Source organism: Massilia phyllosphaerae (assembly GCF_034659755.1).
In the GTDB taxonomy this organism is placed as follows: Bacteria; Pseudomonadota; Gammaproteobacteria; order Burkholderiales; family Burkholderiaceae_D; genus Telluria; species Telluria phyllosphaerae.
Window position 1 is genome coordinate 145,813 of record NZ_JAXSQX010000010.1, and the last position, 15,745, is coordinate 161,557.

The following is a 15,745-nucleotide window of genomic DNA, read 5'->3' on the forward strand; positions in this document are numbered from 1 at the left end:
CATCATTACGAAGAACCTGGTGGAAAGCGGTCATATGACGGTTGCTTTCCACATGCTGAACCGCCTATCTTTCTTTAAATTGGTGATACGACACCTGCCTTGAGATTACCTACAATAAAAGGCTGTAGTGCAAACGTCCCGCTCGGCTAGAATGGTGGTCTTTGCCCAACATGCGTCCCCACTCAAGCAAGAGCGACCTCTTCAAGGGTCGGCACTTTGAGCAAGAGATCATCGTTCTGTGCGTGCGCTGGTACCTGCGGTACAAGCTGTCGTATCGGGACCTGGTCGAGATAATGGCCGAGCGACGTCTGCCGATCGCTCACACGACAATTCTTCGCTGGTTCAGCAGTATGCACCGGAGTTCAACAAACGCTGGAGTCGCTTCGCGACGTCGGCTGGCACGTCCTGGCGAGTGGATGAGATCTACGTAAGGATCCGTGGCCGATGGGCATATCTCTACCGTGCAGTGGATGCGTCAGGCAAGACGGTCGGCTTCAGGCTGAGCCCGAGGCGCAACGTCGCTTCAGCCAAAGCGTTCTTTCGCAAGGCTGTGCGCTTCCATCGCCGATCACCCCAGACTATTACGCTAGACGGTTACGCAGCTTCCCACCGGGCCGTTCGTGAACTTTAAGAGCAGGTATGGCTTCCTGACTTAACGAAGCTTCGCTCGTTGAAATACCTGAATGTAATGGACGCCTCCCACCTCTCCTGTACAAGCGAGGTTTGCTATGAGAACGATGGCTTACCAATCCTCCTTGAATTCGGTTGAGAAGTAACCTCGCCGTGCGGATTACGTGCCTAGGCCAGCGGGGACGTAATCCGCACGGAACCGCCTTTCGTCATGCATGAGAAGTGCCCATACCCGACGCGCGTTCTTGTTGGCCAGCGCGACAGCCGCGATATTCTTGTTTCGCCGCGACAGCAAGTGCCCGAGCCAACTGGTGGCAGTCTCCAACTTGTGCTCGGCGTGTCGAAGCACAGCCCGCGCACCATGGATCAGCAGCGCGCGCAGGTAGCCATCGCCCCGTTTGCTGATGCCCAGTAAAACCTGCTTACCTCCGCTCGAGTGCTGCCTGGGCACCAATCCCATCCAGGCAGCCAACTGCCGGCCATTCCTGAAGCAGCGCGCATTGCCAATCGAAGCGACCAACGCGCTTGCGGTAATCGGGCCAATTCCTGGGATCTCGGCCAGTCGGCGGCTGGCTTGATTCTGCGCGTGCCAGAGCTGGATCTCTTTTTCCAGGTCCCGAACCTGGCGATCCAACTCCTTCAGATTCTCGGCGAGCCGCTGCAGCAGACTACAGAAACTGCCGGGTAGCTGTCCGGTAGACTCATCAGACAGCGATGCCAACCTCGGGCCGAGATTGCAAAGTCCCTGTGGCATGACGATCCCGAATTCAGCCAGCAGGCCACGGATCTGATTGGCCTGGGCAGTCCTTGCCTTGACGAACCCTTGTCGTGCTCGGTGGATCGCCAGCAACGCCTGCTGCTGCTCTGTCTTGATCGCCACGAAACGCATATTGGGCCGGGTGACCGCTTCACAGATGGCTTCGGCATCGGCTGCGTCGTTCTTGTTCGTCTTCGCGTAGGGCTTCACGAACTGCGGGGCCATGAGCTTCACGGTATGCCCCATCTCGCTCAGCTTGCGTACCCAATAGTGAGCGCTGCCGCAGGCTTCCATACCTATCAGGCAAGGCTCGAGCTTCACGAAAAATGTCAACATCTCGCCACGCCTGAGCTGCTTGCGCAGACAGGGCTTGCCATGAAGATCGACACCATGTACCTGAAAAACCGCCTTTGCCAGATCAATGCCGCATGCACTCAGCTTCATCTCGGACGCTCCTTTCTTGTCGTGGACAAATTACACATGCACTTTGGCACCTAAATGCCGCGTTAGGAAGGATGCGTCCATTCCATTAAAGCCGTTTACGTCCGCCGAATTAATCTCATCCAGCGGGGTGAATTCCCTTCAATAACTAAATCCTTTTCGCATATACTATGCTGGCCGCGCCCACCGCACAGCGTGCGCCGTGTCGCCACTCAAGAAAAATCCGGAGGGGTGGCAGGATGGCGATTTTATAGACCGTGTATTTTTACGAGAACGCGCCGTTCAACGAGGCGGGTGCAGGCCAGCCCATTTAGGAGATTAGATGTTCGAAGACTTCATTGCGACGCCATTGTGCGGAGATAGCACTCCGTATTTACTGCTGCAACCAAAGCGCCAGAGCATCGATTTACCTGGCTGGGCTGAAGCACACCGCGAAGCCTTGAACACAGCCTTGCTGACCCATCGGGCGCTGGTATTTCGTGGCTGTGCGCCGGCCGAAGAGCAAACTTTTGAAATTTTCGTCCGCCGCGTCACCACACCACTCGACTACATGTACCGCTCTACGCCGCGCACGAACGTTGGCAATAAGCTCTACACGGCAACCGAGTTCCCCGCCACTGAGCATATTCCAGTCCACTGCGAGAACGCCTATCAACGCAGTTGGCCTAGCAAGATTTTCTTCTACTGCAAGACTGCAGCCCAACAAGGCGGGGCCACACCATTGGCGGATGTGGAACGCGCGACGAGTCTGATTGACCAGGCAGTGCAGTCTCGTTTCCGCCAAGAAGGTGTACTCTACTTGCGTAACTATGGCTCCGGCATTGACCTACCTTGGGAGACCGTTTTCCAGACCTCCGATCGGCGCGAGGTCGAGCAGTATTGTTACGAGAACGATATTAAATGGGAATGGACTAGTCCACAACAGTTACGCACACGCCAATTGCGCCCCGCCTTTGCCAATCACCAGCAGACCGGTCAAGAGCTTTGGTTCAACCAAGCTCATCTCTTCAATATAGGCAGCTTGGATGCGGACACCCGCGCCGCCCTCCTCAGCTTGTTCAACCCAGAAGACTTGCCTCGCAACTCCTACTACGGAAACGGCGCGCCGATCGCGCCTGACACCGTGTCCCACATTCATGACGCTTATGCACGCAGTACTTCGGTCTTCGAATGGCATCGGGGCGACATCCTGATCGCAGACAATATGCTCGTGGCGCACGGCCGCCAGCCGTACAAAGGGGCGCGCCGCGTCTTCGTCATGATGGGCGATCCCGTCCGAGCCGCAGCTTGACACCCGTATGAAGGCAAGAGTGCATGGCCAGGGCCATCTTTATCTGCGCGCCTTTGCACGCTAATTTCTCTGCAGGTTCTGACTAACGAAAACGGGATAGCTTTTGGGTGCACAAGTTAAATCTCCTGTATTGGAAATGATCGGAAACGCGTGCCTGCCCTTGCCCAGGTGTCGAGTCCCGTTTGATCATAAAACGCGTTTAACGAATAACTGCGGCCGCTTCTGTTGCCATTCCTTAAGTGCGAGGATAGATGTTTTACTGCCGATGGCGCGTTGTGGAATGTAGTGGTTGTACAGCTTCAGATAGTTCGGCAAAGTGGCCTGCAGGTCGGCCCGGCTATCGAAACGGGTCTGCTGCAGCAATTCATTTATGCGCCCATTGAAGCGCTCAACCATGCCATTGGTTTGCGGGTGGCGCGGCGGTGCGAGGCGATGTTCGGCAGGCAGAGCTGCGCAGGCGACTTCGAAGGCATGCTTGCCGCTGGGCTTCTTGTCTTTGGTGGCGAAACGGTCGGTAAATTGCGAGCCGTTGTCGGTGAGGATCTTGTTGATCTTGATGGGCGAAGCCAGCTTGAGCCGACGCAGGAAATCGACACTGCTCGCCTCAGTCATATCGCCGTAGATATGCATGAAAACCCAGCGCGTCACACGGTCGATGGCGACAAACGGGTAGGTCGCGAGGTCTTGTCCGGCATCTGCGGCAGGTACTTGATATCGATGTGGATGAAGCGCGGTTCGTAGCCCTTGAAGGTCTTCTTCGGCGTGATCTTCTCCCCCTCGGTCGTCGCAATCAAGTCCCGTCAGGCGCGACATCCCTTCACGCTTTAGCAGGCGCGCAATGCCCGCGCGCGACACGGCCAGATTGATTTACTGCTTGGTAATGAACAGCAGGTCGTCGAGCGGCAGGTAAAGCGACTGACGCAGTGCCAGGACAATGGCCTCCTGGCCTTGGCTCAAGGTCGTATGCAGCGTGTGAGCGCGGTGCGAGCGATCCTGTACATCGTCACGTACCAGCTATCGACGGGGCCAGCGTGGCCAGCCCCCGGGGGGCCAGGAAACTGGCCCAAGCCCAACCGACCGCGGAAAACTAGGCAGCAAACGGCACATCGTCGTCGACGCGAGGGGCGTTCCGCTTGCAATCACGATTACGGGGGCGAACCGACACGATTCGATAGCATTCGAAAGCACACTGGATGCTATTGCGGCCATGCCGGGACTGGACAGGCGGCCGAGGAAACGCCCCGGCAAGCTACACGCCGACAAGGGCTATGACTATGCTCGATGCCGACGTTATTAGCGAAAACGCGGCATCACGGCGCGTATCGCTCGCAAAGGTATCGAAAGCAAAGAACGCCTGGGTCGGCACCGCTGGGTCGTGGAGCGGACACATTCCTGGTTCGCTGGCTTTGGGAAATTACGAATCCGTTTCGAGCGCAGGCTCGACATCCACAAAGCGCTGCTATCAATCGCAGCTGCGATCATAACTTCACGATTCGTAGATGACTTGTGTTAGCGGCTCTAAATGCCGGGACTGGTGAACCCAGCAATCAAGTCGCCCAGCATAGCTTTTGCACGAAACAAAGGCCAGCTCCGGCGAGGAATGTGATCGCACGATACTAAACACATAAGCACCAAAGAAATAACGGACCTTTGGTATTCATCGAAGATTTGGCTCTTCCGCCTGAAAGATTGCTGTAGCAGCGGTCAGCCACTCTTACTGTCCGGTTTTTTCGTAAAGGTAAATCAGTTCGCCGGCAAGGTAGTCCGGGTTACGCATCCAGAAAGCGAGCGCTAGCAGCCTAGACAGAGCACCTGGACCACACCGACGACCTGCTGACGGCGAGGAGGTACCGCCATGCGCTCGCCCATCTCACAGCCGTTCGCAAAGACCTGGCGCCGCTCGGTGCGCATCAGAAAGCGCAGTGGTATAGAAAGGTCTTAGCTTTTTGCTAATGGACATGAACGACCTAGAGTCCGCTGCGCTGTTCCTCAAAGCTTTCGAGCACTATTCGGATGACGAGTGCATGACTGCGGCCCAGGTCTGGGACTTCATACTGCAGGGGAAACTGGACGAGGAACGCTCTGGTTTTCGTTGGGCGCCGGGACGGTGCCGAGATCGTGAAGGAGCTCGAGTACTTCGAGCGACATCTCACGACTTCAATATATTTAACTCGTTAGAATGTTCCAGACTATTCCGTATCGAGATTCCACTTTCTTGACCGATATCGAATATTCTCAAAGGATTATTGCGATGACCACCTATCTTACAAATGGAAATTATGGATTTAGGATCGAAGCACAACTGCCAACACTGGGGTAAAGGGGACGCTTGAAAAGCCGGATCAGTCTCCAATATATGAATATGTTCCCTAATTTGAAATCCGAAACTCCTGAGCGGACGAGACAATCCTACCCCGTAAGCTTTTAGATACGCTTCTTTAAGTGACCATATTCTTGCGAATCGTTCACTAGCAACGCTACCGGCTTCGCCAATAATATACTCACGCTCTTGTAGCATAAACATGTCGAGCAGTTCAACATATTTCAAGGTTGGGCTTGAATATTTCTCAATGTCAATTCCAACCTCATTTCCCTCTGCGACCGCTATAACAATCGTTGTATCAGTGTGTGAAATATTAAATTGTATCTTTTTATCTCGTTCCAATAATTTCAAGTATGGCTTTCCGTATGGGCCAAACTCGAAGGTTAAGCTGGCAGGCTCTCTCTTTAAGTAGGCCCCGAGGATTTCGCGAGCAAGCGCACGAGTAAAAACATATCGGACTCGATCAGATTCAAAACGATACCGGCCTGCAGCTTCTCGCTCATCAGCCGATAATATGGCACCGACTTGACAAATGTACTGCACGTCATGGAATTCTTCTATCGAATATACCCAAACGTCCAAGAACTCATCACCCTGCGTCAAATTTCGCTGAAAAATATTTTTTTTAAACCTCAAAGATTAAACCTTTCTTCATCCTAAACACACGATCTGCTAAATGAAAATAACGGTCGTCGTGACTGATTACGATCACCGACTTATTCTGCGAACGCAACCGTGCAAGTATCGTTGTATAGAAATACTCCCGAAACTCCGGATCTTGTTCAGCCGCCCACTCATCGAAAATGTATAAGCTTTTATCTTCCATTAGGGCCATTAGTAGAGCCAGCCTCTTTTTTTGTCCCTCAGACAAATCCAGTGTAGAAAATGCTCCGTCAGCTTTGATGTCAACTGCTGGCGATAAACCAAATTCCGTCAACAGGTTCTTCGCAATACTGTAATTACCCCTATTAAATATCGCTGGCAAGTTATCGAATAGATAATAGTCGGGGAATATCGCCGATATTTGCCGCCTAAAGTCATCCCGATTTGAATCTAACAAAAATGTATCTCCAAATCTAAAGTCACCACCATCATGGTGATAATGAAGCGCCAGTATCTTTCCTAAGGTTGACTTACCTGAACCATTCCCACCCACTATAAAAATAAGTTCTCCTTTACGGATAGTTAAGTTTATCGGTCCAACAGAATATCCTCCGACCGCATCGTATGAAAATACTAGATTAGAAAGATGTATTTCATTCCATCTAGGGACGTTCTCAATGCCTTCGGATAAAATCTCAGATGGCAAATCATACATCAGCCACTTGATTCTGGACATCGATACATTTGCTGAAGAAAACTGATTCGCAGCACTGAAAATCATAGCTGCAGGGGCAGTAATGTAAAGTAGAACCATAATAAGTAAGATTAAATCCTGCTTACTTATTAAGTGATCACTCGTAAACGCGAATGCGATATAACCTATAGTAAAAAAAGCGAGCAAATCGCCGTAATTCTCAGCAGCTGCGCTAATCGAAACCAATCTATTGTAACTGCGTCTAAACTCATCCTCCCGCTCCTTCAGCGTCAAATTTAAATACATATTGCGCTTAATTGCGTTGAGCTTCAATTCTTTAGCACCCCGCACTAAGCCGCGTATCGCATCGTACAGGCCATCGATTGCTGCTCTCGGTCTGGATGCCTCCTTGTAAGTGTATCTCAGCAGTACTCCGTAAGTTAGCGCACCAACGAGCAGGGCTTTTATGATTATTTGAAACGCTTGGGTATTAAGATAAGCTATGTATAACAGCATCGATATAAGTGACACGACAGCGGTGATCAAGTCGGGCACCCGCTGTGCACTCGAGACCACACGGGCCACATCGTCTGTTAATACCGTATGGACACGATTGGCCCCGATACGATCCATATCCGAAATCGGCGTCATAGAAATCTTCTGATACAACTCTTGTCTAATGTCGCTAGCGGCACGAGTAGCGACTCTTGCAAGTAAGGCTCGAGCAGAGGTTTTCGCGAGCAAAACGAATATACACATACAGACGAATGTTGCTGCAAACTTTGGGTTACTGACACTAAGTCCCAGTATTTTGTAATAGCTCACTTCATGATGTTTCACCGTACCTTCGAAATTATCGAGGGAACTAGTAACCAACGGTATTAACAAAGAATAAATAAAACCAGCTAAAATTCCCAGAATTGTTGAGAAAATGATTGTTTTTGGAGATCTATAAAATATTTTAAAGAAAAATTTCATTTCGCTCTGGCGTTCAAATTTGAAGGAACGTCGATATGATCGATGCTTAAACTTAAATAACTTCCGTTTTCATACAACGGAAGCATGTCATCATAATGCCTATAAAACGGGCTTCCCGATTGTCCTGTCGAATTTATATAAAGATGCGTGATACCTTGGCCTCTCAACTTAACTATCTGACGAAACGTCGGACCAAAGCTTTGTACATAACCAACCGACTGATGAAAATCATAATTGGCTACATTAACTGTATCAGGAGTTCCACCAGTCGAAATCTTACGTTGATAAACCTCCTTAATTCCGTTGAACGCACTAAATGGCACACTAGAAAAGGTGGCAGAATGGATGCTACCCCATGTCCATTCATCCATTTTCGATCCACGAAGCTTTTCAAGTTCTTCTAACGCATCGTTTAACGAACTCAAAAGTTCTTCATGACATGGCAATTTTATTTGGGATGTCTTATCCAGGCAAAAAACGCTCGGATTCTTAGTAAGGATGTCGAATATCTGGTCATTGGACATAGATTTGACCATCGTGATTACTTTTTCATTTGCATTTTTTTTGTTCCAATGAAATTGGATTGGCCGCACAAAAGCCGTCTCCACAAAGTGACGCATCCATACATTGAAAATTGAGGCAGCGGAACTGTCTTTAGTCATTCGTCCGTCCCATTTTTTTAACATGTTAATTGCTGCGCTCTGTTGTTGCGTCTGAGGAGGCAAATTCAATAACAAAGGCAACAATCGTCGTGCGGGCAAACTCGTTAAATCATTTTGTATCTGCTTGATTGCCTCGATTGAAACATAGCCATATCTACGTTTCGTATCCTCTATTAACTCGGAGATTCTTTGAGCGCGAGCAGGAGAGGCAAATTTATTTGATATTAAGTATGGGTAATCCTCCGGTACATTCCGATTGTTTGCCGATACGATATACCCCCGTGGCGGGTTGAATTCGTAAGGCATTTTATCGTAAGGGATATACCTATGCCAGCCTAAGGTTGCATCACTTCCTTGCACAGGAAAATCACCGCGATAGCCCGACCTAACGGGAATCTTTCCAGCACCTTGGAAACCTATATTGCCATCTTTATCGATAAAAACAAAATTAATAGCCGGCGTAACAAACTGTGACAACGCTGCGCGAAATGTCCTCCAGTCTTTAGCGTAGTTCACATTAAATAGCGCTTCATATGTGGTATCGCCGCCCTGCAACCCCACCCAACTGAGGGAAAGGACTTGGTCATTATTCGTTTGCGTATCGGTGATGACAGGACCATGTCTGGTAGTTCGTAAGCTAAGCATGACCGGTGGATATTCGTCGCGAAGTATTGCGGGCATTCGAGGCTTAACGATAATCTTCTCCACTCGTTTCTGGAATCGCTCCCAGTGCTCCCCAAACTTATATAAATTAGGGTCATCAGGTTTTGGACTTTCAACGAATAAGTCCTGGACGTCTGCTATCATGCTTGTACCACCCCATGCGATTGAGTTGTTTCGCCCAAACACGACCACTGGTAGGCCAACTAAACTCATTCCTACGGAGCGCAACACTTTTCCACGTTGTTTCACTACGTACCATATCGACGGCATTTGAAGTTCGAGGTGTGGATCATTTGCAAGAATTGACGCTCCATCTTTGGTTAAGCGCCCGGCAACAGTAAATGCGTTGCTGCCCGCGACATTCAAGCCTGGAGTCAATGAGCTGATGCCGCTAAAGTCAATTGACGAAAAGCTTTTTTTGGGGCTGCCGTCGTAATTATTTCCAATAGCGTCAGCCTTCAATGACGGCTTTGTTTTTCCGAATATTGCTTTAAATTGCTCGCTAGACATAATTTCTGCCGCATATGCCTGTGTAATTTCATCATTGAAATTGTGGCTTAAATTCAAAGCGAATATCTTCATCCACGCTAAAGAATCAATGGCCGTCCATTTATGAGGAGATATTCCGAAGATTTTAAATTCTGGCGGTAGAAGGTGCTTCTCGTTGATCCAAGTATTTACGCCTTCCGCATAGGCTTCTAAAGAGCTCTTCGCATCAGGGCTCAAACTGGAAAACGCAGAGTTGGCGGAGTTGTAAAGCTGTAGTGAGCGCATCCATATATCCGATGATAAGGCATCTTCACCAAGCAACTCACTCAAGCTCCCGCTGGCAGTACGTTGCATGATCTCAAGTTGCCAAAGCCGATCTTTCGCATGTAAATAGCCCATCGCCAAGAATACGTCCTTATCGGAGCCTGCATTTATCTCGGGAACACCATAATTGTCTATTTTGATACATAGATCAGGTTTTAAACACGTGGATTCCGCTATAGGTTGATACATCCTGATATTGTCGTATTGCAATCCTAAGACAATAATGCCAAATGCACTTAATAGGAGGAATAAACGAACAATCTTTGGCCTAAAAATTTTGAGATTCAAAATAAAATTTTCTTGGATATGCTAGCCCATATAGCTGCAAATAACTAGCCGCCCGAGACCTTTCAACAAAGAGTGATAAAAAGGGAAATTGCAATTGTTTTTGTGATTGCTGTCGCACATGAGATTTAGTCACGCAAGCGTACAGCTTTTTGAAGGAAATTTAGCATAAGAATAATGCTAATTCGAGGTATGTTTCGCTTCAACTATAGTTGAAATATTTGTGACCGGACCATTTATTTTTATGCAGTGCAATGCGACTGTCTAAGATTAAACCTTAATAACGCGCCGCTCAACGGCCCGACCAGTCATTATTTTTTGCTGTGCCAACTTGATGCCTTCCTAGCCGACGTCCTCCACGTTCGTAAAACCGACGAGGTGTGCGATAACTTCACCCTACGGGTAATAACGCTTATATTCTTTGCGAGTGTCCAAACCCTATATCCCAAGCTTTTCGATCTTGTACACAGTCTCCATCTCGACCTGGCACTTCAGATAGACGAAATTACGGTCGGAGTCGAGTTTCTTGAGCAGCTCGGATCGCGGCATCTCGAGCAGACCAGCCAGCGCGTGCAACGTATCGGGCGATGCCCGCTTAAAGTCTTCAGGAATCGCCCAGACGGCTTTCGCTGGCATTGATGACGGCAGCACCAAGCCGCTGCGGTCGAACATCTTGCCATCGATTACAGACAGTTCCGGAGTACGTTAATAGTGATTGGCCCCCTACTTCTGCAAGAATTGCTGTTCGACCACTTGCACCCAAAGTGGGCAACAGGTCGGTGCGACAAAGCCAAAAAAACAATGAACAGCATAACTCGCGAGCGCCGACTTGGTAGGTATACTTCCAGTACTGGACTTTTACAAAATGTCACACCCTGGCCGACCGCGACCCGCGACTGTTTCTCATCGGATCTCATTGCTTTAATACAATTACAATTACAATTACAATTACAATTGAAACGAGTGTATCGAACTTTAGGCCCAGCTAGGATTGCTTCTACCCACCAATCCTAACGTAAGCTAATAATAAATTTGGCTCCTTTCCTAGTTCAGGCATTATTTACAATGCGTGAGCAAACATGCTTTGTCCTGATTATGTTCGTACTTCAGCCTTTCCCAAGACCATCCTTTTCGGACACGGCCTGGTCTGTGCTACCGCGACTGCTAACCGCGGCACCATGGCAGCCATGTCGGCGCGTCGGTTGAAGCGGTATTGCACCTCGGCGAGGTAGCGCCGGGCGTACTTCGCAAACTTGAACGCGTGATGAGTTCCAGACAAGCTCGTCTTGAGGTTCCCCAGCAAGACATTGAGCCATTTGAATGGCTCGATCTCCGTTCCCGCTTTGCCGCGCGGAGCCAATACCACCTTGTGCGTGTAGCCTAGCCGCTCGAGCACTTCAAAACCCAACAGTCCGTCGGACACCACGCAACTGCCTGGCGCCACAGCCAACCGCGCCCAAGGCGTCAGGGCTGCGAACGAGAAGCCTGCTACCGGATCGAAACGCACGCGCTGGGGACGTCCCTCTCGCATTTCCACGGCCGCGACAAAGGCCACCTTGTTCGACGATCCGCGTCCTGGCCCACCGCCGGTGCGTTCACCGCCCAGGTAGGCGTCATCGACACTGACATCTCCCTCCAGCGGATGATCGGCCTCGCGCTGGGCCATTACCTCCATCAGCTTGTGCTTGAGCAACCACGCAGCTTTCCAGGAAATGCCCAACTGGCGCATCAGGGCAAGTGCTGCGATGTTCGTCTTCGACTGCGTCATCAGGTAGATCGCCAGATACAATTTCGTCAACGGCAGGTGGCCATGCTCCATCACCGTTCCCGAGCGCAGGCTGGTTTGATGCCGACAGGCGCCACACTGCCAGTAGCGCCGTTCCTGCCGCCTGAATTCGTAAGCAGCCGTATGGCTGCAGCACGGGCAAATAAACCCGTGCGGCCAGCGCGCCTTGATGAACGCCGTCTCGCACTGGTCCTCGGTGCCGTAGTCCTTCAGGAATGCCGCCAGGGACAGTCCTTTTTGAAACTGAATTCCGTTGATTGCCATCACCGTCTCCTCAGTAACTCAGCCATCTTGAAGGTTTGACTCAGCAGGAGCGGCAGAGTTCTGAAGCAAGAACATAATCAGGTGCTTTGTTGTGACGAAAGGGCAGAACTTTACTAGGGACACAAGGAGAGCAACTAGTTATGGCAAGTCGGCGAGCGATTAATAGCGGACAAAAGGAGCGTAAGCCCCGTCACTCGCATCAGGTTAGTTTTCTTGCTGTCGAATACAATGAGCGATGTTCATACGTTATAACCACACCAATGCACAAACCATATTAAGTGTTAATCGAAATTCATGAATTTATTTTCTTGATTCGAGACCATAACGGGCATTATTGTTAAGAGAATGACGGCGGACTTTTCTAAAAGGCTCATCGACCATCTTGTAAGTAGAAGTTCACCTGCGATAGTAACTCCAAGACTGATGATAATTTTCGCAGGGAAAAATGATATGTGGATTTTCCTCGCTTAGTCAACAAAAAACACCCGCGAGTTCGTGCGCACTGCAAAAACTGTGAGCCAAATTTGTACTAGGTAGGAAAACTTGCGTTTTTGGCATCAACACGGTATAATTACCGCCTTTTGTTTTTAGATTTTGAACAAATATTCTATTATAGGTGTTAAACTATAATTTTGGTGATGGATCAGCGCACTTAAATGCTTAGAGTGGTTGAGATTTGCGGTCGTCCGTGAGCGTTTGTGCGAAGTTTTGAATTTTTGTGAGTATTTGGGAAATGCAGCAGAAAGCCTTCGAGCAGCGAAATCGTTTGGCTTTTATTGATTGTTACACTGCGCTGCCAGATTTGAATCTCATCTATATCAATAAAACAGAATGTGAGTATCGAGTTACTTTTTTCCTCATTTGCACTTAAAACATACGCTGTAAGAAAATTCGGCAAAACAGTTAAATAGAGCGGTATACATATGGTAAATTCTGAATTTGGCACGCTGGTGGAGTTGCTTTTTTATCAGGCATCTGCGGAATCGGGTCTTAGCGGCTCCCTCGCATTCACTTTTCTCTCTGACGGACGTAGTGTTAGCGATGAGCTTACGTTCGCCGAATTACACAGCCGCGCCAAAGTTATAGCAGGGAATTTGCAAACTATATGTAGTAAAGGTGACAGGGTTGCACTGGCCCTTCCTATGGGGCTTGATTATGTTACGGCTTTTTTTGGCTGCATTTATGCTGGATTGATTGCTGTCCCATCTCCTCCGGTTAATAACAAGCGCGCTCTCTCTAGGTTTGCGCACATAATTGATGATTCTGATGCAAAAGTTGCCGTTTTGTCGTCTCGCGACCTGAAAAAAGTTAGGGATCTAGGCGTCGAGGAGAGTTTGGGCAATCTCACATGCAAGTGGGTTTCAATGGAATCACTTATTAGTGGTAACTGCATGTGGCAAGATCCAGACGTGGATGAGAATGACCCCTGTTTTTTGCAATATACCTCTGGATCCACCACGAACCCTCGTGGTGTAATTGTCCGGCACAAAAACATTTTAGCGAATGTGCAGATGTGCAAAGAGGTTTATGGTCTGCGTACCAATGATCGCATAGTCTCTTGGCTACCTCCTCACCACGACTTTGGCCTAATCGGAGGTATTATCGTTCCCGTTTTTGTGGGCGCGCACTCAATCCTCTTTCCCGCATCTGTCTTTTTAAGATCCCCTGTTCGATGGCTCGAGCTTATATCCAGATATAAAGCCCGAATGACTGGAGCTCCAAATTTTGCGTATGAGTTATGCGCAAAGCGTGTAAGTTTGAGTGAAGCTTCTGCCCTACAACTTGATTCGCTTGATATTGTAGTAAATGGTGCTGAGCGTATTCGCGAAGAGACTATCAGATCTTTTTTGAAAGCTTTCGCTCCGTATGGCTTGCGCTGCGCCTCAATTACTCCTGCTTATGGATTGGCAGAGAATACCTTACTTGTTACTGCAAGCACGATGGCTCGTGGCGATGTACCTCCTAAGATAATTAGGGTGGATAAGGAAGCATTTGGAAAGAATACTATTCGCTTGTCGTCTAATAGTGATTCTTTATCGCATGTTTCGGTTGGGCATGTGCCCGCGGGTATGGGTTTGAAGATTATAGAGCCTAAAACGCTAATGGAATGCTCTGAGGCTTCGGTAGGCGAAATTTGGCTGGCAGGAGAATCGGTAAGTACTGGTTATTGGGGGAAGAAACATTCCGACGCATTTGTGGAAGACAGCCGTAGTCCCACGGGATTCTACTTGCGAACTGGAGACCTTGGGTTTTTATATGAGGGCGAGTTATTTATATCAGGGCGAATTAAAGAATTAATAATAGTAAATGGCGCGAATATTTACCCTCAAGACGTCGAAGTTGATGTTGAAAATTTAAACCGTGGCTTCAAGGCCAATGGGTGCGCTGTTGTTCTTATTGGGGACGAAGAAAATTGTGAGGTAGCCGTCTTCCAAGAAATAGATGTAGATTTTTCCTCTGACTTTTATTTGGCAAAAACCGAAGTCAGCATAATGCTCGCTGAGTCATATCCTGGCTTGCATTTAGGCGCTATAACTTTCCTGAAGGGCGGGCATCTTCCAAGAACCTCTAGCGGAAAAATTCAGCGCTTGAAATGCCGAGAGCTCTTCTTGTCAAACGAGTTCAAGTTTGTTTGGCAATGGAAAAAAGAAACAACTGGGGTAGAAAATAAGAAGTATGCGGACCGTGACTTTTCGGAAAAACTCATTTCTATTTCTGAGATAGTATTTTCTATATGGGTAGAAGTTTTAGGTGTTAAAGATATCTCTTTAGATGGCGATTTTTTCTCCTTCGGCGGACATTCTCTTGCTGCAAGCCAAATTGTAGAAAGAATCTCAACTATTTTTGAAATCGAAGTTGACATCCGGTTCGTCTTTGAGTGTCCAACGATAAGTCAGATGGCTGACAGAATCGCAAAAAGTGCACGGAGCGAATCTCACATAAAGAAGGTTGGTCGAGTTAACGATAAAGTTAAATTCGCATCTTTTGCCCAGCAACGCCTGTGGTTCCTGGCACAGCTCGATCCCTCGGCCAGCGCCGCCTACCATCTTCCAGAAGCGGTGAGACTGACCGGCAAGCTCGATACGCAAGCGCTGCAGGCGACGCTGGACCGCATCGTCGCCCGCCACGAGAGCCTGCGCACGACCTTTGTCGAACTCGATGGACAAGCGGTGCAACGGATCGCTGCGCCATCCGTGGGCTTTGCCCTTGCGCGGATCGATCTGACCGCGCTGGACAAGGCGCAGCAGGAGGAACAGGTGGTGCGGCTGGGCGAAGAAGAGCGAAGCCGTCCGTTCGACCTGGGCACGGGTCCGCTCATCCGTGGCGCCTTGCTCAAGCTGGCGGAGCACGAGCATGTCCTGCTGGTAACGCAGCATCACATCGTTTCCGATGGCTGGTCCATCGGGATATTGGTCAGGGAAGTCTCGGCCCTCTACAGCGCTTTCAGCCAGGACAAACCCGATCCCTTGCCCGAACTGGAAATCCAGTACGCCGATTACGCCCATTGGCAGAGGAACTGGCTCAAGGGCGAGGTCCTCGAGCAGCAGCTGGGAT

8 protein-coding genes and 3 pseudogenes are annotated in these 15,745 nt (G+C 49.3%); 4 read left to right on the forward strand and 7 right to left on the reverse strand.

From position 1 onward, the window contains the following. Positions 1–170: 170 nt before the first annotated feature. A pseudogene (locus U1H99_RS28175) lies at positions 171–724 on the forward strand (IS6 family transposase); the annotation flags it as partial. 66 nt (positions 725–790) lie between these two features. On the opposite strand, the gene U1H99_RS28180 reads toward U1H99_RS28175, so the two are convergent. Then, entirely contained in the window at positions 791–1,831 is a 1,041-nt protein-coding gene (locus U1H99_RS28180) for an IS110 family RNA-guided transposase (protein ID WP_323144927.1), read from the reverse strand. Positions 1,832–2,150: 319 nt separating this feature from the next. On the opposite strand from U1H99_RS28180, the gene U1H99_RS28185 reads away from it, so the two are divergent. Next, positions 2,151–3,119 (forward strand): TauD/TfdA family dioxygenase, encoded by a 969-nt coding sequence (locus U1H99_RS28185; protein WP_323144928.1) that lies wholly within the window; start codon positions 2,151–2,153, stop codon positions 3,117–3,119. Positions 3,120–3,235: 116 nt separating this feature from the next. Here the strand turns inward: U1H99_RS28185 and U1H99_RS28190 are convergent. Then, positions 3,236–4,127 (reverse strand): annotated as a pseudogene (locus U1H99_RS28190) (integrase core domain-containing protein); the annotation flags it as partial. 5 nt (positions 4,128–4,132) lie between these two features. Between U1H99_RS28190 and U1H99_RS28195 the strand changes: the two are divergent. Further along, a pseudogene (locus U1H99_RS28195) lies at positions 4,133–4,632 on the forward strand (IS5 family transposase); the annotation flags it as partial. A 636-nt stretch (positions 4,633–5,268) separates the two neighbouring features. Here U1H99_RS28195 and U1H99_RS28200 read toward each other — a convergent pair. The 5 genes from U1H99_RS28200 to U1H99_RS28220 form a co-directional block, all read right to left on the reverse strand. Then, positions 5,269–6,078, reverse strand: a complete 810-nt coding sequence (locus U1H99_RS28200) for a 4'-phosphopantetheinyl transferase family protein (RefSeq protein WP_323144929.1) — start codon at positions 6,076–6,078, stop codon at positions 5,269–5,271. Next, a complete protein-coding gene (locus U1H99_RS28205) occupies positions 6,068–7,717 on the reverse strand; it encodes a cyclic peptide export ABC transporter (RefSeq protein ID WP_323144930.1) in 1,650 nt (549 codons plus the stop codon). Before U1H99_RS28205 ends, U1H99_RS28200 begins: the two co-directional genes overlap by 11 nt. Continuing rightward, positions 7,714–10,143 carry a penicillin acylase family protein gene (locus tag U1H99_RS28210; RefSeq protein ID WP_323144931.1) on the reverse strand — a complete coding sequence of 810 codons (2,430 nt, stop codon included), beginning with the start codon at positions 10,141–10,143 and terminating at the stop codon, positions 7,714–7,716. The genes U1H99_RS28205 and U1H99_RS28210 overlap by 4 nt, the downstream gene beginning before the upstream one ends. A gap of 435 nt (positions 10,144–10,578) precedes the next feature. Then, positions 10,579–10,812: a hypothetical protein gene (locus U1H99_RS28215; RefSeq protein ID WP_323144932.1), complete on the reverse strand. Its 234-nt coding sequence runs from the start codon at positions 10,810–10,812 to the stop codon at positions 10,579–10,581. A 421-nt stretch (positions 10,813–11,233) separates the two neighbouring features. Beyond that, positions 11,234–12,190 (reverse strand): IS1595 family transposase, encoded by a 957-nt coding sequence (locus U1H99_RS28220; protein WP_323144933.1) that lies wholly within the window; start codon positions 12,188–12,190, stop codon positions 11,234–11,236. A 923-nt stretch (positions 12,191–13,113) separates the two neighbouring features. Here U1H99_RS28220 and U1H99_RS28225 point away from each other — a divergent pair. Continuing rightward, on the forward strand, positions 13,114–15,745 hold a 2,632-nt coding region (locus U1H99_RS28225), incomplete at its 3' end, for an AMP-binding protein (protein WP_323144934.1).